18 protein-coding genes are annotated in these 18,650 nt (G+C 40.9%); 15 read left to right on the top strand and 3 right to left on the bottom strand.

What is annotated here, in order from left to right; all coding sequences use genetic code 11:
• Positions 1–123 precede the first annotated feature (123 nt).
• Both A923_RS0105730 and A923_RS0105725 read left to right on the top strand, forming a co-directional pair.
• A complete protein-coding gene (locus tag A923_RS0105730) occupies positions 124–1,614 on the top strand; it encodes a SulP family inorganic anion transporter (RefSeq protein ID WP_017220703.1) in 1,491 nt (496 codons plus the stop codon).
• A 10-nt stretch (positions 1,615–1,624) separates the two neighbouring features.
• Entirely contained in the window at positions 1,625–2,488 is an 864-nt protein-coding gene (locus A923_RS0105725; protein ID WP_017220702.1) for a universal stress protein, read from the top strand.
• A gap of 163 nt (positions 2,489–2,651) precedes the next feature.
• Here the strand turns inward: A923_RS0105725 and lpxL are convergent, their stop codons facing one another.
• The gene (lpxL, locus tag A923_RS0105720) at positions 2,652–3,578 is read right to left on the bottom strand and encodes an LpxL/LpxP family Kdo(2)-lipid IV(A) lauroyl/palmitoleoyl acyltransferase (protein WP_017220701.1); all 927 of its coding nucleotides are present in this window, start codon (positions 3,576–3,578) and stop codon (positions 2,652–2,654) included.
• Between the two features lie 211 nt (positions 3,579–3,789).
• Here lpxL and A923_RS0105715 point away from each other — a divergent pair, with 211 nt between their 5' ends.
• From A923_RS0105715 to A923_RS0105695, 6 genes are all read left to right on the top strand, one after another.
• Positions 3,790–4,863 (top strand): threonine aldolase family protein, encoded by a 1,074-nt coding sequence (locus tag A923_RS0105715; RefSeq protein WP_017220700.1) that lies wholly within the window; start codon positions 3,790–3,792, stop codon positions 4,861–4,863.
• Between the two features lie 227 nt (positions 4,864–5,090).
• Entirely contained in the window at positions 5,091–5,276 is a 186-nt protein-coding gene (locus tag A923_RS22935) for a hypothetical protein (protein WP_157532763.1), read from the top strand.
• Between the two features lie 134 nt (positions 5,277–5,410).
• Positions 5,411–6,280 carry a sensor domain-containing diguanylate cyclase gene (locus A923_RS0105710; protein ID WP_017220699.1) on the top strand — a complete coding sequence of 290 codons (870 nt, stop codon included), beginning with the start codon at positions 5,411–5,413 and terminating at the stop codon, positions 6,278–6,280.
• Positions 6,281–6,383: 103 nt separating this feature from the next.
• Positions 6,384–6,833, top strand: coding sequence for a hypothetical protein (locus tag A923_RS0105705; protein WP_017220698.1), 450 nt, complete (start codon positions 6,384–6,386; stop codon positions 6,831–6,833).
• A gap of 168 nt (positions 6,834–7,001) precedes the next feature.
• The gene (locus tag A923_RS0105700; RefSeq protein WP_017220697.1) at positions 7,002–7,247 is read left to right on the top strand and encodes a hypothetical protein; all 246 of its coding nucleotides are present in this window, start codon (positions 7,002–7,004) and stop codon (positions 7,245–7,247) included.
• A gap of 122 nt (positions 7,248–7,369) precedes the next feature.
• Entirely contained in the window at positions 7,370–7,792 is a 423-nt protein-coding gene (locus tag A923_RS0105695; RefSeq protein WP_017220696.1) for a VOC family protein, read from the top strand.
• 110 nt (positions 7,793–7,902) lie between these two features.
• Here A923_RS0105695 and A923_RS0105690 read toward each other — a convergent pair whose 3' ends face one another.
• Entirely contained in the window at positions 7,903–9,750 is a 1,848-nt protein-coding gene (locus tag A923_RS0105690; RefSeq protein WP_017220695.1) for an SgrR family transcriptional regulator, read from the bottom strand.
• Positions 9,751–9,957: 207 nt separating this feature from the next.
• Here A923_RS0105690 and A923_RS23080 point away from each other — a divergent pair, with 207 nt between their 5' ends.
• On the top strand, positions 9,958–10,134 hold the full coding sequence (locus A923_RS23080) for a hypothetical protein (RefSeq protein ID WP_017220694.1): 177 nt from the start codon (positions 9,958–9,960) through the stop codon (positions 10,132–10,134).
• Positions 10,131–10,520 (top strand): VOC family protein, encoded by a 390-nt coding sequence (locus A923_RS0105680; protein ID WP_017220693.1) that lies wholly within the window; start codon positions 10,131–10,133, stop codon positions 10,518–10,520. The genes A923_RS23080 and A923_RS0105680 overlap by 4 nt, the downstream gene beginning before the upstream one ends.
• Positions 10,521–10,648: 128 nt before the next feature.
• Here the strand turns inward: A923_RS0105680 and A923_RS0105675 are convergent, their stop codons facing one another.
• Positions 10,649–13,441: a M16 family metallopeptidase gene (locus tag A923_RS0105675; RefSeq protein ID WP_017220692.1), complete on the bottom strand. Its 2,793-nt coding sequence runs from the start codon at positions 13,439–13,441 to the stop codon at positions 10,649–10,651.
• Positions 13,442–13,773: 332 nt separating this feature from the next.
• On the opposite strand from A923_RS0105675, the gene A923_RS0105670 reads away from it, so the two are divergent.
• From A923_RS0105670 to A923_RS23210, 5 genes are all read left to right on the top strand, one after another.
• Entirely contained in the window at positions 13,774–14,823 is a 1,050-nt protein-coding gene (locus tag A923_RS0105670) for an HlyD family secretion protein (RefSeq protein ID WP_026006082.1), read from the top strand.
• Between the two features lie 18 nt (positions 14,824–14,841).
• Entirely contained in the window at positions 14,842–15,861 is a 1,020-nt protein-coding gene (locus tag A923_RS0105665; protein WP_017220690.1) for a DUF2955 domain-containing protein, read from the top strand.
• Positions 15,824–16,285 carry a MarR family winged helix-turn-helix transcriptional regulator gene (locus A923_RS0105660; protein WP_017220689.1) on the top strand — a complete coding sequence of 154 codons (462 nt, stop codon included), beginning with the start codon at positions 15,824–15,826 and terminating at the stop codon, positions 16,283–16,285. Before A923_RS0105665 ends, A923_RS0105660 begins: the two co-directional genes overlap by 38 nt.
• Before the next feature lie 133 nt (positions 16,286–16,418).
• Complete coding sequence (locus tag A923_RS0105655; RefSeq protein ID WP_017220688.1) at positions 16,419–16,904, top strand: VOC family protein; 486 nt, start codon at positions 16,419–16,421, stop codon at positions 16,902–16,904.
• A 358-nt stretch (positions 16,905–17,262) separates the two neighbouring features.
• The gene (locus A923_RS23210; RefSeq protein ID WP_017220687.1) at positions 17,263–18,639 is read left to right on the top strand and encodes a GGDEF domain-containing protein; all 1,377 of its coding nucleotides are present in this window, start codon (positions 17,263–17,265) and stop codon (positions 18,637–18,639) included.
• Positions 18,640–18,650: the final 11 nt, after the last annotated feature.

Here is an 18,650-nt window from a genome sequence, read left to right as displayed (position 1 = left end):
TGAAGGTCATTTACTGTGGCTGCAATAGCATTAAACCATCTATTTAATGGCTGATCTAAGCGTTATATCTGCGTATCGCCACGTACTCTCGTGGGTAATCGATGCGCCCGAAAAAGGACAAGTATGATTTTTTTGTCAAACAAACAAGATTGGTTAGGTAATGTTAAAGGAGATATCTTAGCTGGTATTGTTGTTGCGTTAGCCCTGATCCCTGAAGCTATCGCGTTTTCTATTATTGCCGGTGTCGACCCTAAAGTTGGTCTGTATGCCTCGTTCTGTATTGCTACTATTGTTGCTATCACAGGTGGCAGACCCGGTATGATTTCTGCTGCAACCGGTGCCATGGCACTGCTTATGGTGACGCTCGTTAAAGAACACGGGTTAGAATACTTACTTGCAGCGACGTTGCTAACGGGCCTATTGCAAATACTCGCCGGTTATTTACAACTTGGCAGCTTAATGCGCTTTGTCTCACGTTCAGTGGTGACGGGTTTTGTTAATGCATTAGCTATCTTAATCTTTATGGCGCAATTACCGGAATTAACCAATGTGACTTGGCATGTCTATGCTATGACGGCTGGTGGCTTAGGTATTATCTATTTATTCCCGTATATTCCCGTGATTGGTAAAAGCATTCCTTCACCTTTAGTGTGTATCATCTTCCTTACCGTGTTATCGCAGGTGATAGGATTAGATATCCGTACTGTCGGTGATATGGGCGAGCTACCTGATGCGTTACCTATCTTCTTATGGCCTGAAGTACCACTTACTTTAGAAACGCTGTGGATAGTATTACCTTATGCGTTGGGTCTTTCTGTGGTCGGTCTTTTAGAGTCGATGATGACAGCGACGATTGTTGATGATTTAACGGATACGACAAGTGATCGTAACCGTGAATGTAAAGCGCAAGGTATTGCCAATATCGGTGCTGGTTTAATGGGTGGTATGGCTGGTTGCGCCATGATCGGCCAATCAATCATTAATATTAAATCCGGTGGTCGTGGTCGATTATCGAGTTTTTCAGCGGGTGTATTCTTGCTGATCATGGTGGTTTTCTTGGGTGATGAGCTGAAGCAAATTCCGATGGCGGCTTTGGTTGCTGTGATGATCATGGTCTCGATTGGTACATTCTCGTGGAGTTCGATTAAAGATCTGAGAACCCATCCGCTATCAACCAGTATTGTGATGATCGCGACGGTTATTACTGTTGTGGGTACCCATAACTTAGCTATTGGTGTATTTGTGGGTGTATTGCTGTCAGCGCTCTTTTTCGCGCACAAAATCAGCCGCTTTATGGTTATCAAAAACAGTGAAACAGAGCAGCAAGTACGTACATATCAAGTCACCGGACAGATATTCTTTGCATCGGCAGATAAATTTGTTGATGGTTTTGATTTTAAAGAAGTGGTTGATAACGTGGTTATCGATTTATCACATGCTCATTTCTGGGATATCAGTGCCGTTGGAGCGCTCGATAAAGTCGTGATCAAGTTCCGCCGCGAAGGCGCTACGGTTAATATTGTCGGCATGAGTGATGCGACTGCGACTGTGATTGATAAATTTGCCATTCATAATGATCCCGCTGCTGTTGAAAAAATGATGGCTGGCCACTAAGGAGAACACCATGAGCAACAATGTAAAAAAAATAATAGCATGTATTGATGGATCTAAACTGGCTAAAGCAGTATCTGATACCGCGATTTGGGCGTCAAAACGTTTGACTAATGGCATTGTTTTTCTACATGCCATCGATAAAAAACAGCAACATGGCGCAGACGACTTAACTGGTTCTATTGGTTTAGGTGCTCGTTCAGACTTGCTTAACAAAATGATTGAGCTTGATGCGGAGCGTGGCAAGATAGCCATTCAGCTGGGCAATGAGATGTTAGGTAATGCAGTTGATAGAGCCAACACGGCGGGCCTGACAGATATAGAGCAGATCCAACGCCATGGTGATTTTATTGAAGCCTTAGTGGGTTTAGAAAGCGATGCGCGTTTAATGATCGTTGGGCGCTCTGGTAATGGTCATCAAGGTGATTTTAAAGCCCTAGGTTCGCATATCGAAACGCTGATCCGTCAAGTGCATACGCCGATTGTGATTGCCCCGCAGGACTTTGCTGAACCGACAAATTTCATGCTAGCTTATGATGGCCGTGAAACAGCAGACAAAGCGGTGCAACGTATTATTGAAGGCGGTTTACTCAAAGGCATGACGTGTCATTTAGTGACGATTAAAAACAGTGAAAAAGCACAACAGCAGAAGTTTGAAGTCACTAAAGTAAGACTTGAGAAAGAAGGGTTTAACGTCATTGCTACATATTTGGAAGGGGATATTTCGGTTGCGCTAATGGATTACAAACTGCAGCATGATATTGAGCTGGTGGTGATGGGTGCATTTGCACATTCCAAGGTGAGAAGCTTTTTCCTTGGTAGCAACACCATGCGCATGATTGAAAACTGTCGAGTACCGTTGATCGTGCTTAGATAGATGAAACTCGCTAGTTGACTCATTGTAGTCAACTAACTCGATTTTATTCATCGATGCTTATTCCTAAATAGGCTATACGCTTATCAGCTAGTTGTTAGTTGATAAGCGTTTTTCGTTTTAGCGGATTATAACAATACTTAATGGGTTATTGAAAAGGATGTTGCTATTGATAAACGGACGGCGAATCTGGACCTGGACGGGTTTTAAAGCGTCGGTGTAACCACATATACTGAGCGCGTTCTTTATTAATGATTTGCTCGATAATGGCATTACCTCGTTTAGTGTCAGCGACTTCATCCTTGGTTGGGAAGTCCTCTAACGGCGGTAATATTTCGATGGTATAACCCTTGTCATCGGCATTTCGTACGACGCTGAATGGCAATACTTTTGCTTTCCCCAAACGTGCTAAGGTACTTGCGCCAGTGATGGTTGCGGCATCAGGCATAGCGAAGAAAGGCACAAAGGTTGCGCTCGAACGTCCGAAATCTTGATCTGCGGTATACCAAATTACCTCAGATTTACGCAGGCAACGCACCATCTGTCTCAAATCACGTTTAGGTACGAGTGCTTTATTCGATCTGAGTCGGCCTTTAACCTGCATGTACTCCATTGCTGGGTTTTTATGTGGGCGGTAAACACCGACACCGGGATGGAACTGACCAAATATACGCGCGCCCATTTCCAATGGTAAGCAGTGTACGGCAAACAACACAATGCCATGACCTTCGCTGAGCGTCTTGTCTATATGTTCTTGACCTTTGATGGTCATGTGACGTTGCACTTTTTCATCCGACCACCACCAAGCATTGGCAATATCGAAGATCGCTTTGCCGATCTCTTCGACGTTACGATCCAATAATTGTGCTTGCTCTACTGCTGGCATATCAGGGAAACATAGCTCTAAATTACGTTGGGCGATCTTAACGCGACGACTAATCAGTTTTTTAATTAAACGACCGATGCTTGCGCCCATTTTCATTTGTTTGTCTAAAGGCAGTAATAGGGTTAGTCGTACCAAACCGGCAAAAAACCACAATAACCAGAATTTTGGATGAAACAAGTGATTGGAGAACTGCGCTTTTTCTATCATAGAGGCCTCAAAATAGTGTCATGAATATTAAAACAGCCCCTAATCCATGAGTCTGATTCACTATTATATGATAGGTAATAATATCTAGACCTGTTGTTTTAGTTAATAATTTGATAATAAAATCGCTAGTAAGTCATATTTCTACGCCGTCATTTGCACTCGCTACCCAAAAGCAGTAAGTTGACACTTCTGCAGTATTTAAGGAGGAAGTATGCAAAGCGAATGTAAATTTGTGTTACCCGGTAATCACCACCCAGAACCAGCTGAAGTGTTTGAATCAATGGCACAGTGGTGTCGTCAGCATAACGTTAAACATGATGTTTATGGCGAAGGTGAGCTTATTCAAGGCTTTGAACAAAAAGTGGCAGATCTACTTGGCTTTGAAGCGGGTTTGTTCGTTATCACGGGCACCATGACTCAGCCAACAGCGTTGCAACTAGCCTGTCAGTCACGTAGCTGCTTTAATGTTGCGCTACATCAGTCTAGCCATATAACCTTGTGGGAGTCGCAAGGTTATCAGATGCAAAACCGATTCAATGCCTTACCAGTTGGTTCGCCGTATACGCCATGGCTGGTGGATGATCTTAAACGCATTCCTGACAAATTAGGCGCTGTGCTGTATGAACTGCCAATGCGTGAAATTGGTGGTCAACTGCCCGCGTTTGATGCATTGAATGAGATCAAAAATTATTGTCGTGAACAGGATATTCATTTGCATATGGACGGCGCTCGCTTATGGGAAGCCGCCGCGTATTATGAAAAATCCTATCAAGAGATTGCTCAAGGATTTAACTCTGCTTATGTTTCCTTGTATAAAGGTGTGAATGGCCTTGGTGGTTCATTATTGTTGGGTGATAAAGACTTCATTGCAGAAGCGTCAGTGTGGATGCACAGACAAGGTGGGAGCGTGTATCAACGTTCACCTTATGTGATTGCCGCTGCGATGCAGTTCGATGAACGATTAGCAGCCATGCCCGCGTTATTCCAGCGTACCAAAGCGCTCTACAAAATGTTGTCTGAATGCAGCAATCTAACCGCAAATCCAGTGGCACCGCAAGCCAATATGCTGCATATTTATTTACCGTTGAGTAAAGCGAATGCCTGCGAATTACGTGATACATTGGCTAAAGAACATAGTATTTGGATAGGTAATCCAAAACAAAGTGCATTACCCAATCAGTCATTTATTGAATGGTATGTTGGCGATAATCTGCTGAATATGGATGACGAAATACTGCAACAGATCCTCACTCAGATTAATACCTTGGTCGCACCGTCAAATTAGGTTAGTGCGAAAAGAGAAGAACGTTGTGCTTGAGCGTTCAGATCTTTATCAAAGCTATCGACAATAATTGCGGCTATCTACTGCAATACGTTGAGTTACCTGATGCCGTGCAGTTGGCTGCACGGCAGTGTGTTATCTGCTGTATCAATGGCCTCAGATCGTTTACCTTACAGCCTTAGGTTGATAAGATGAGGTTCATTATTTGAAATATAAAAGCAGAGAAATAAATGAAAAACTGGTTACATGATAAGTGCTCGGTCATATTTCTCATCACGTTAGTCGTTTATCTGGCAACACTCTACTTTGTCAGTTTTGTTGGTGTTTTACTCACTTATATTGCGGTGCCAATAATCGTTGTCACCGGGGTTCTCGCCTATGCGACACGACCAGCAAATAAAAAAGGAAAAACCTAAAAATGTCACTCGCTGTAGTGGGCTTGCTTGGTACAGCTGGTGGGATTACAATAGAGTCTTCGTTGCAACTCAATCGCAGCTGACGGATTTTATAGCAAGACGATAGCAACAGCATAATAGAGTGGTTACAAGTCATGGATGCAAACACACTTAAACAAATGAATAAGGCCTTCGATTATCTTTTTGATGCCTTAGTTGTCACCGACCTACAAGGTATTATTACGGACTGGAATAAGGGTTCTGAGATACTGTATGGCTATTCCAAAGAAGAGGCCATCGGTCAACCTGTCAATATTCTGCATGTCCCCGAAGACACAGCTCAGATCACTTCAGAAGTTATCTCTGCTGTAGAAACATGCGGTAAATGGGCTGGTGAAGTAAGGATGCTGCATAAAAATGGGCACATTGGTTGGATTGAATCCATGTGTGTCCCTATTTATGATTCGAATAGACAGATTATCGGTGCGCTGGGTATTAATCGAGATATCACGGATCGGATAAACGAGAGTCAACGCCTTGAACACCTCGCACATTACGATCAGCTTACAAAGATCCCTAATCGATATTTACTGTTTTCACGCGTTGAGCATTTAATCGAACAATCTATCCGTAATCAGAGCTCGTTTACGCTGCTGTATATTGATTTAGATAAATTTAAACTCATTAACGATACAAAAGGTCATGCATTCGGTGATCAGGTTCTGATAGAATCTTCTTTACGTCTTAAACACGCAATTCGCCATTCCGATACCGTTGCTAGGATCGGAGGTGATGAATTTGTTGTTTTGCTCGAAAACATTACCCATACATGTAATGTATCTATAATGGTTGAGACGATAATTAATGCGCTAAACGGCCAATTTGTTATCAACAGTGAAAAGGTTGACGTTAGTTGCAGTGTTGGTGTTGCTACCTATCCTGCCAATGGCACCACGACAGACGCTCTCATAGCCTCAGCGGACAAAGCCATGTATAATGTAAAATATAAAAGACACGATACCTAAATTCCCTCATCTCATCTTTGATGCGGCTGAAATAACGAAAGTCGCTATTCATTTTACTAACGACCTGTTTCGTCACAGCGTTGTATATAACTAGGAAATAGACATGTTTTTGCTAAGTAACATACATAATAAGAATTATAAAAAGAGCTATCCAACAGAATCAGACGTTATCTTTGATATTTCAGCAAAGCAACTGGGCAATATTAAAAATGCGGCTTGGAAAGAACTACAAGAAGGCAGTATCGTATGTGTTGTTACAAGTACTAAAAAGGTAAGTACTTTTTGCAAAGTAACGGCAATTAAAGGTCTTGGCGATGGTGATTCTGATGGTGGTGAAACATTCCTGTTATTTGGTGTTGTAATAGCAAAACTTATGCCTGAAAGTAATATGGGTTTGATGCTGAGTAAATTCAGTGTTAAACATCAATATCTGCCTAATAATAAATTTAGTATTGGCTTTAATGTTGCTGACTTAGGCACGGCGTTAGATACCTTACAAGTAAGAACCAGACGCGGCTCTGAAAGTGTTGGCGATCTTAAAGCAATGGCATAACATATGTGTCAAGTTCGGCGCCCTTACTAGGGCGTTACTTGACTTAAGTCTCTAATTTATAATAACAGCCCTCCCATATTAGTATATGTTGCGTTAGATCATGACACGCATACTCGGTTAGCTAAACAATAGCGGTATTGGTAATCGAATCATGATAGACGTGATGATATGACAGATAAAAATCTTATTCGTATTCTACAAACCTTTATTGCCATTGGTATCTCACTGATATTGCTTGGTCATTATTTATTGTCGTACACAGATTTTACTCAGCAGCACGGCGTGATGGGTATTATGATCTGTGCGGGTTGTATCGCCTTGGGATTTGCTTGCTCGTTACCAACCAAAATGTATCTGACCTTTGTGTTGGTTAAACGTGAGAACGATGAAAAATTGTCAACATTTAAGCGTTAAGCTTGAACCTTAAAATACAGTCATCTCCTCAGCATTTTTATTGCTATTATATACCTGCTATAGCGTTCAGATGATTTTCATGAAACATCTGAGTTTGTATTAAATGTATAAGGAAAATAAAAATGAAACAGTCAATCGTCCATATCGCGTTAGTGGTGAAAGACTATGATGAAGCTATTGATTTCTATGTTGGAAAGTTGAAATTTGAGTTAATCGAAGATACTTATCAAGCAGAGCAAGATAAACGTTGGGTAGTCATATCGCCTCCTGGTTCAACAGGTGTTACCTTGTTGTTAGCACGCGCGTCAAAGCCAGAGCAGCATGACTTTATAGGTAATCAATCTGGCGGACGCGTGTTTCTATTTTTAAGTACCGATGATTTTTGGCGGGACTATAACCGTATGGTCGCAGACGGCATTAAATTTATTCGACCACCTCAAGAGCAAGATTACGGCACCGTTGCTGTATTTGAAGATCTATACGGCAACCGTTGGGACTTGCTGCAATTAAGTGAAGATCATCCTATGTCGATCAGAATGAGTTAATATTATTTTTTAATCGCCGCCTAGCATAAAGGCGAGATGGTAATGGGCTCGAGTCTAAAATAGAGCCCATTAAAATACAGCCATCATTATTCCCTCTCTAATTATCAACCCTAAATCTCAGCATATTCCTCAGACCACACATCTTGTATATCAGGCCAACCCCAAACATTTATCGATACACCTTTGAGCACACCTTGAAAGTACAGTGTTTGCCTGTGGTGCAGCATAGGTATCATCCAGTGCTCGGCAATCATAGCGGTACTTATCGATTCCAATTCGGCCAGATAGTTTGTTAATGGCTGTTGCTGACGAATGCTGATTAATTTAGTTTGTAACCAGTGACTAGCCTCTACAGACAGGCTTTGATTCAATACCGTATTCGATAACATCCAATGGAATACCGAAGTCGGCAAGTTGTCGTCTAAATCCAAACTAATCAATATCAGGTCTTCCATCAGCGTATTAGTGTTGGCCTTTTGCAGTAGTTCCTCAAAGGTATAGACGTTAACCTCGCACTCGATGCCAGCTTGTTCAAGTAACTGCCTCATCGCCTGTGCGCATTCTTTTAAGGTATGGTGCTCGAATATAGCGATAGTCAGTTTGCTTGGTAAAGGTTGTTCTGTTGTCCCTGTCGAGATGATTTTAAGCCAACTGGAAAGCAGATTGTATGCAGGTATCGCTTCAATGGGATTCGCTGACTGTCTTAATTCAGCCATTAGCTTATCTGCAGCCAGCAGTTGGCTGAGGTATTTTCGCTGCAACAGCGATAGCTTGGCATTACTGTTTATCATCGCCAGCAAACAGCCATATTCTATTCTGCTCTTTTGGTCACTTTCAATTGCTTGCTTGTCCATATCAGATTCTTTTTCAGCGCTGTTAGCTGCATAGTTTACTGGATAGTTTACTGGATAGTTTGAACGGATCTGACTGGTTTTTTGCACCACATTCGCCTGTATTTCGGTCGTGCAAGGTGAGTTATTTTGTGATGACGTGACTTGCCAAATCGTCACGGTATCGGTGAGTGCGCGATGGCCATAGTAGTTGTCGTACGCCTGCAATCGTAAATACTGCTGTGTGTGTTCTTGCACCCGAAATGCACCGCTGCCAACAATCGCTGTGGTTGCGTTAAGTTGCGAATGTGGCAGCGCGTTCGGCTGATATTGTAATTGCGATGGTAGTTGAGAGCAGGGTTGAATCGAATATTTCACATCAGCAACGAGTCCAGCAAAACCTGGATCAGGTTGATCTAATTGAAAATCGACACAGAGCGGGTTTATCGCGGTGACATGAGCGACATGCGCCAGTTCAGTTTGGTATGTCGCTAGCTGTTTTAGGCGATTAAATAATACTGCTATTTTGTCAGCGTTAATGGCACTGCCGTCATGAAAGGTAAGGGCTGGGCGCAGGTAGAATCGCCAGCGTTGTAGCTCGGCGTTGTACACCCAATGGTGGGCGAGTTGTGGCGTGATAATACCATCTTTGTCGCACTGCACTAAACAGCAATAAACCTGACGTAACAAGAAACGTTCGCTGTTTCTTAATGCGATATGTGGGAGCAGGGCAGAGAAAGAGCGCGCGTAAGTCAGCTGAATGTGTAAACGACCTTCACGTTGTACCGCGCCCGATGTGTTTTGCAGCAATTGCCCAAACAAGGTTTGATCGTGATCGATAAGCGCCAGTGCATTTTCATATTTGCCAACCGCGATCATTTGCTGTGCCAGTTCTGCTTTTAATTCATCGACAGCATAAACCAGATAAAGCCGAGAACGTTGGTTTCGCCCCGCCTTTGGTGTCCATTCTAACCAGCCTAAATCACGCAGTTCGTTTAACAAGGTGCGGCAATGTCGGGTACTGGTAAACATCACTTCAGCCACTTCTTGCAGGGTGATGGCTATTTCTTGCTTAACGCCTAGCTTACTTAACCGAGAAAAATGCAGTATTTTTTTATCATTGTTCAAAACAGGCACCAGATTATCATCGTGACTTCCGCGTTTATGGCGTAAGTAGGGTTAAAAAGACATTAACGCCAAGATTACGACTTAATGAGGAACTAAGCAATGAAATTTACTCTGTTTTTAGCTTCCTGTTATTGGGTGATACTTACAGCATGGCTTGAGCAAAGAGCAAAGGCTTAAGTAACGTAAATAATGAACAGAGGAATAAACATGCTAGAGACAATCAAAACAATCTTACTGAATACGTCAGGCAACACACTCGCTGCGTATTATCAGTCTCGGCTACAAGCGACGAACAGTGCTGTTGAAGTAGACGCCATTCTTAGCATTAACACGTTAATGACATTTAATGAGCAGGAAGAGCCGCAAGATGAGGGGGCAAAATGAGAATCGAACATGTGGCTATTTGGTGTAAAGACCTAGAAGAAATGAAACGCTTTTACACCCAATTTTTTAGTGCCACCAGTAATGACAAATACGAGAACAAGGCCAAAGGTTTTCGCTCATATTTCCTCACGTTAGCGGGTGGTGCTCGCATCGAGTTGATGCAGATGGATTCGGTGTTGATCTCTGCTGTCGATGTATATCCGCAGTTCACCGGACTGGCTCATATCGCCTTTGCAGTTGGTTCGGAAGTGAAAGTTGATGCAATGGCCGCGACCTTTATCGCCAATGGTTATGAAGTGCTTGATGGACCACGTCGAACTGGAGATGGTTACTATGAATGTGTGGTGTTAGATCCTGAATGGAATCGAGTTGAAATTGTCGTGTAACTAAATTTATAATCTGAGCTTATTGGTAGAAGTGATTAACAAAAGTTATTCACCTAATTAAAAAACCGAACGCATCACCCAGTGGTCAATTGAACCAAGGTGATGTGCTGATCCGTTAATCGTGGTTATTATTGTTGCGGTCTATTTGTTAATCGCATGGTTTTGCTTGGATCTAAGTAGACGCGAATAAATTGGTTCATGTCTGCAACCGAAATACTGGCAAATATTGCCGGCGCGTCTTCTGTTGATCCTAATGGATAATTAAATAAATGATCTCGGTGTAACAGCCATTGCTTACTCGCTGGATCAGTTAATGACGAAGCCAGATCTTGCGCTATTATCTTTTTGTTCTCGTCCAACTGTGCTTGGGTGATACCGTTAGTCAGTAAACCCGCAATGATGTCATCGACAACCTGCTGCGTGGTTTCGATATCTTCAACTTTAGTGATTAATTCAATCATGACTTCAGTAAATGCCTGACCTGCTGCTTGGTCGCGAACCATCACGTAAGGAGAGTAGGTTAACGATAATTGCTCTCTGACTATCTTCGTTAACGTTTGGCTAAGCATGGCCTGCATGAGTTCGGCCTGATAAACCGCTTTGATACTTGGGTTTGGGGTATCGGTGACAGTGTAAAACAATACCTGGCCATTATCTTGCGGGTAGGTTGTTTCATTAATCCCACTGGCTTGGGTTATTAACGACTGTACTGGGTGGTCAAATTTACTTTCTTTCCCCCTAGGTAACGTTGCTACATATTGCAATATCAGTGGCTTTAATTGCGCCGGTTCAAAGTCGCCGACGATCGTTAATTTATAGCCGTTGACGTTATTAAACAGTGCTTGGTAAATAGCTTCAATATCGTGTTGTTCTACCTCGGCTAATTCTTGCACTGAAATTTGTTCTTGCTGTAGATTGTGAGGGAATAAAATCTCACCTGTTTTTATCCACGTTGCAGTCGCTGGTAGCGTTAGGTTGTTTTGTTGGTATTCAATGGCAGCTTGTTTTTCTAACGCAAATTCATGCTCATTCACTTTTGCATTGGTGACACTGCTGTATAACATCGAGAATAATAATTCCAAACTCTTTGGATCATTAATCGAATGCATATTGAAACCATGATTGTTGGTATCAATAATTGGCATAATATCGATACGTTCTTGCTCAAACCTTTGGCCTATCGTTTGCGCTGACAACCCCTCTAAACCACTGTTTAAATAGCTTCTTATGAGCAAATAATTGGCCGCGCGTTGTTGCTTGGTAAATGCATTGCTGCCGCCTGGCGCTGTAAAACTCATCTTAATTTCATTTTTAATACTGTCATCTGGCTGTAATACCACACTCACACCATTGCTTAATTGCCACGGTGTCAGTTGCTGTTTGGCATCAACGCTTTCACTGAGAATATCACTTTCTGTGGCGCTTTTTTTAGCGACTGGCAAGGTAAGTGTCTCAATGTTAAGAACGATATTTTTAATTGGTTGAGTAAGGGCATAAGCAAAGAGTTTATCGGCTGCTAACAAATCAGGTTTATCGGCTTGATATGGCGTCGCAAAGGTCATTTGACGCGGGCTGTCGATAAGTTCATTAGCTAATTGATTAAGCTCTTCGAGGCTAACCGTACTCAATAATAATTGATAAGCCTGTTGTTCAAGCTCGAAAGTAAATTCAATATCGCCGGTTGACCAAGCAGATATCGTTGCGCCTGCTAATTGCGCCGCGTCTTGATTGATGTAGTGATTGCTAAGCTGGGCTTGGTCTGATTTCATCTGTGCTAATTGCAGGTCAAATTCAGCTTGGCTAAAACCGTATTGCTGGATGCGCGCTAGCTCTTGGGCAATAAACTCAACCGCTTGTTGGCTTTCATTTTTTTGATGGCTTACTGAAATATTGTTGAGCGCTTTATCACCTAACAAAACATCATAGAAAATACCGATATTATTGAAGGAGCCTTCGCGTTGGCTGTTAGCCGCCGTCAAACGATAATTGAACAACATGTTTAGCATATCTAATTTGAAAGCCTGACTGAGATCTTGGCTGTCGGTAATTGCTAATTTAGGTACTTCGAAGTACAGGTCTGTTTGGGAGTAATTAATTACTTTACTGCTGTAATCCCGTGTCTGGGTTTTAAATGTTGGTGCTGTGAATTCCGGTTGTTTCGTGTCGTTTGTTGATTTATCTATACTGGCAAAAAGCTCTGTGATCAGTTGCGTTGCGCGTTCACTATCGACATCACCCGTTATCAATAATTTGGCATTGTTGGGGCGATACCAAGCTGTGTAAAACTCGTTAACAGAGGCAACCGTACTGTTTTTAATACTTTCAACTGTGCCGATTGGTAAGCGGTTTTCGTATTCACTGTCTTTGATATAGTCACGGAACAATGCATAGTTATAAGATTGTTCTTGTTGGGTACTTAGATAGTACTCATTTTCTACCACGCCTTTTTCTTTATCCAATTCGCCTTGTTCTAATTCAATATCCGTTAAAATATCGCGGAAATATAACAGCGCATCAGCCAGTAACTGTTTATTGGCTTTAGGGATCGATAAGGTATAAACCGTTTCATCAAACGAGGTATAAGCATTAATATCATTACCGACAACTAAGCCTGACTTTTCAAATAACTCGTCAATTTTTAGTTTAGGGTAGTGCTTAGTACCATTAAAGGCCATGTGTTCAAGTAGGTGTGCGTATCCAGACTGTGCCTCGGTTTCACTTAATGATCCTGATTTGATCATCAAGCGTAGCTCAATTTTATCAGCGCTTTGTGGCTTAGAGTGAACGGCATAAAAGAAGCCATTATCCAAGGTATCGCTACTGATCGTCGTCAGCGGCTGGTTTTGATTGGGGGCAGTTGCACAACTAGAGAGCGCGAGTAGGGCAAAGGTAACTAATAATAATTTTCTACTGAACATCATGGTTAAAATAACTCGTTAATAATTTATCGTCACAGGGGCGTACAGCATCAGGTTATTGCAATACGATCCAACATAATTTAATAAACATCTTTATATATATTGGATTATCTTATAATAACAATCGGTTAAGAAGTAGTTAATCGTGTGCCAGTACAGTTTTAGTGTGACTCATCGTGGATAAATACAATTGGTTACAAATCTAAATGATATTTACTTGTATTTAGGTTTTATTGTTATGTAACTAAAGTTTGAAATGCACCTTAGTACTTTTAGTTGCATGTACAACAAAAAAGAGTATGCTGCGTATATGTTTTGTTGTATGGGTAACAATTTTGAAAGATTCAATTTATAAATTTATAATATATGCCGTGTGTTTAATCACTGTCGGCTTCTCCATTTTTTTGATCGGCTCAGATAATGTGTCGCCCTTTACCACTCAAGCGACGATACATAAAACAATCGCTAATATTGCACCTGAAGTGTCTGGTGTTATCACCGAGGTCAATATAAATAATGGGCAAAATGTTAAAGCTGGCGATAAATTATTTAGTATAAACAGTCAGAACTACCAACTGGATGTGCAGTCAGCAGAAGCGGAACTGCATAGCGCCCAAGAATTAGATTCGGCTAAATGGCAAGAGCTGAAATCTGCAAGTCAAAGTCTTATTCAACGTAATCTTGAATTGGATAATGCACAAACTAAGTATGCTCGTAGCCAGAGATTACTCAGCAAAGGGTTGCTAAACGAACAAGACTTTGATGAGAGTCGTATGAATGCAAGCATTGCCAAAAGTGCTGTAGAAGCTGCAAATGCTGACGTTTTACGCATTAAAGTTGAGCTTTCTAATAAAAATAAAAGTTCAGCGATTAAGATAGCTGAAACGGCACTCGCAAAAGCAAAACTCGATCTTATTCGTACTAATGTGACGGCTCAATTCTCGGGTACTATTAGTAATTTACAATTACAGTCAGGAAGTTATGTAAATAAAGGCACTGTGTCGTTATTTATGATTAACGAAGAAAGTACCTGGCTAAGTGCTGACTTTAATGAAAAAGGGATCGTTCATTTACAGGCTGGTGCTAATGTATGGATCACATTTGATGCGATGCCTGGCCAGGTTTTTTCTGGGCAGATCACCAATCAAGATCGGGCCATTTTTGATTCATCGACTTCAACAAGTCAACTATCGACTGTCACAAATGATTCTCGTTGGATCCGTGAGCAGCAAAAAATTCGAACTCGAATTCATATCAACGATGCAAATACGGCTTTAATCGCTGGCTCTCGAGCGAGTGTAATCGTCAGTAACGGTAATATCATCATCGACACCATTGGCTACACATGGATAAAATTAGTGTCTTGGTTCAGATATATCTACTAAATTCTCGGAGGTGCCAATATGTTGATTAAAAATTCAGATGTTAATGAAACCTTGAGAGTGACATTGACTATTACGTTATGTATGTTGATGGGTAAATTTTTCGATCTTGGTTCACCGGTATATTTAGCACTTTACCCAACGATTTTAATGACAAAGGGCAAAAATTTTTCATGGCAAGGGATAGGAAAGATGTTTTTTCCTACACTATTGGCTGCAGCCTGCGCATTGCTTGTTTCTGAAATTTTTTATGATCACCCCTTTATCATCTGGACTATCAGCTTAGTGTTTTTTGATACTATGCGCCGCCGTGCTGATACGCCAATTAAGTTGGGCGGTATGTTAATGCCTACTTTTAACTGGATATTAATTGTGGTGTTTTCACAGCAAGGCCGTTTTGATATGCCGATGCGTATTCATGAGATCCTTATCTCTATGATGATTACGGCGATCGTTGCAAAGACAATGGAGACCCTATTTCCTTCTGATAAAATGGCTAAACCACCTGCATTCAAAGCGCAGATTGTTACGTATCAACATCGGTTTGTGTCGGGGGGATTAATTGGTGGTGGGCTGGCATTTCTGATGATTGTCGACTTACTTTCTGCCACTTTCTGCATGGTGCCTGTGATTGCGGCTTCAATCCAATTTACGCGAGATAAGTTTAAATCTGTTGTCCTGTTACGTTTTATTAGTCAAATTGGCGGTTGTGCCATTGCAGTTATCTTTACCATCATTATGGGCGGGCACCAAAGCATAATTATTTTTTATGCGTTAGGTTTGGGTACGTTAGTATTTATAATTACTAAATGGATGGTTACGTCGAAAGGGCCTTCTCGCGATCTTCATGCTGATGTATTATTGGCTACTATGTTACCTATTCAGTTATATATCGGTAATACAGCACTTGGGTTAGAGAATACCTATCTACGCGCATGGGAGCTTACCGTGACCTTGAGCATCCTCTTCATTTTTCATCACTTAACACGTTCTCGAGACAATCATGATCAAAGAAATCACAAACATTCCAGAATTGGATGAAAGCACCTCGTTTATGATGGGGCTTGCGGGTAAACAATTCCGCACGCAAGCGAATCAAACGTTAAACACTGAATTTGATATTACACTCGAAATGCTAGGTTTGCTTCGCGTACTTGCTCACTTGGGGGTCGTACCGCAGCAGACATTATCTGATGCCCTACATCGCGAACGTTCGGTGACAAAGCGTTTAGTCGACCATGTTATTAAACGCGGTCTTATTGAAGTACATAAAAATGAACTGAACAAAAAAGCCCGATATATCGGCTTGACTGAAAAGGGCATGGAGATAAAAGAGAAAGCGAGTCATTGTTTAAAGCAAATAACGGCTGACTATTTCTCTCCTTTAGCGTCAGATGAGCAGGATCTTTTACGCACGTTATGCAAAAAATTGATTCGCTATAACATGGTTTCAAATAATGAGTAATGATTTTATCATTACGATAAATTATCAAAAACATTAAAATTGATAATTTCACTTAATTATCTACACTGCCTATACTCACTCCATCAAAACAGACAAACAACTAACTAACTAACAACGGATAAGTGAGCATATTATGAAAATGAATCATGTAGGTATTATGGTCGGCGATATGGATAAAGCGGTTGAGTTTTACACTAAAGCGCTGGGTCTTAAAATTGTAATGAATAACACTAAAGTACTTGAAGAACGTGAGACTGCTATCGGTAAAATGTGCGTTGCAGTATTTGGTGAGGGCTTTAAAGGCTTTAACATTGCTCACTTAGTCACGACTGACGGCATTGGTGTTGAAATGTTTGAAATGAAAGAACGCCAAGAACGTCACGAAGTTGATTTCTCACGCCTTGGTATCTTCCACTTCTGTCTGCAAACAGATGACTTCGAAGGTGCGATGGCACGAACTGAAGAATACGGCGGTAAAGTGCGTATGGACGTTCATCGCTACCACCCAGAAGATGACAGTAAGCAAGCTAAAATGGTTTATCTAGAAGACCCATTTGGTAATTTATTCGAGCTTTACTCACACTCTTATGAAGAAACTTACGCTTCTGAATACGAATAAACTGAATACTTAATTAACTGATGTCGTGGTTAGTTATTAAGATTCATTAAAAAGAGCCTCCATTATTGGGGGCTTTTTTGATCTTATTTTTGTAATTTGTCGATTTGATGAACAAAGTATGCCTAGTAAATACACCTGAAATAAGCCATTCGCCCTGTTTATACCAATCTGAAAATATCGTTTATGTAATAATTCCAGCTTATATAAGGGGTTAAGCCTAGAAATGATTTTTCAGAGGTAATTATTATCCTGATCTTGCTTGGTTAAATCGTGTTATCTCACCAAGAAGCAGGTGTGATTACGATTATGGATTTAATTTGCTTATGTATAGGTGAATTTTTTATTTTTTTGGAGTGAGATGATGACGAAGAATGTGAACAAACTAACTTATAGTGTGCTTATTTCTATTTTTATAAGTCTTGTATTTGTTAGTCTTTATGCCGCGATTAATTATAATAAATACTTTCACCGATCACATTCTTCTTTTACCAGTAGAGTGAATGAGGTCAATGCAAATTTTGATAACTACGGTTATATCCTCAACCTCGTCACTGACTTGTGGGATGTTAATGCGCATAAAATAAATTCGACACGTGATAATAACGATGGTCGATTTCTGCATCATGCTCTGGATGGTGAAACAGAGCAGGGGGTACAGGTGTTTAATTTTATGAATTCTTTGGACTCGAGAATTTTAAAAAAACTAAATGATAGTAAGATCCGCCCTTTTGTTCGTAGTATTGATAGCAATGAACTTATTTCGTTAATGGATTTTTCTGATGAGACGTTACAGAAGACATTTAAAAAAGAACGGTGTGTAGAAACAGACTCTTGTGGTGAAAATACTGATGAGGTTCATTATTCTAACGTACACAATACACTAATAGATGATAAGCCAAGCGTAATTATAATGAAACGTCTTAAAGGCACATCGTTTTACATTATGTTTCATATGTCGTTAGAAGATATGAGCGCGTTTAGTGTCGACTTAACCCCTTTTTCGATGGTATTTGAGGATAAACCGTTTAAGTATATTGAGCTTTATTCTGATGACTACACATCAATTTTCAATCGCAATACGGATGTTGTGTTTTTTCACGAAAGTAAGTTTGGTTACCTTATAATTGAAAGGCACGCACTGCTTGCACCAATTCAAAGTATCATTCCGTTGTTTATTGTTTGCTGGCTATTTTTGGCGATCATCTTTTATATGTTATTACACCTGAACTTAAAAAATGCGCTCATTAGAGAGAAAACAACGCGTTCAATTACCGATAAATTGACGGGTGTTTACAATCGTGACTTCATTGAATTAGTGTTAATGAAAGAAGGTGTGTTGAATGGTGGCGGCACTGTTATCTACCTTGATGGCAATAAAATTAAAATGATTAATGACAAATTTGGCCATGACTACGGTGATATCGCGATTAAGATGATTTGTGATGCGGCTAACTCTTGTATCAGAAAAGAGGACCACATTATCCGCATGGGCGGCGATGAATTTGTCGTTGTGCTTAAAGGCTGTAATGAGTCAGCTGCGATTATCGTTTTTGACAAAATAGCCGCAATGCTGAGATTACAATCGCAGAGTAAACTCCCTTTTATTGAAGGTGGTGTTTCCGTTGCGCCGGGATATTGTGAATTTACGAACAGCGCAGACTTTGAAAGTGCAATTACTAAATCTGATCTTGAAATGCTGAAACAAAAAGACGCGAGTAAACAAGGTCGTAAATAGCAGCGTTAATT

This window comes from Moritella dasanensis ArB 0140, from assembly GCF_000276805.1.
Taxonomy (GTDB): domain Bacteria; phylum Pseudomonadota; class Gammaproteobacteria; order Enterobacterales; family Moritellaceae; genus Moritella; species Moritella dasanensis.
The sequence above is the reverse complement of the archived record's forward strand: the minus strand, read 5'-3'. Positions and strand labels throughout refer to the sequence as shown.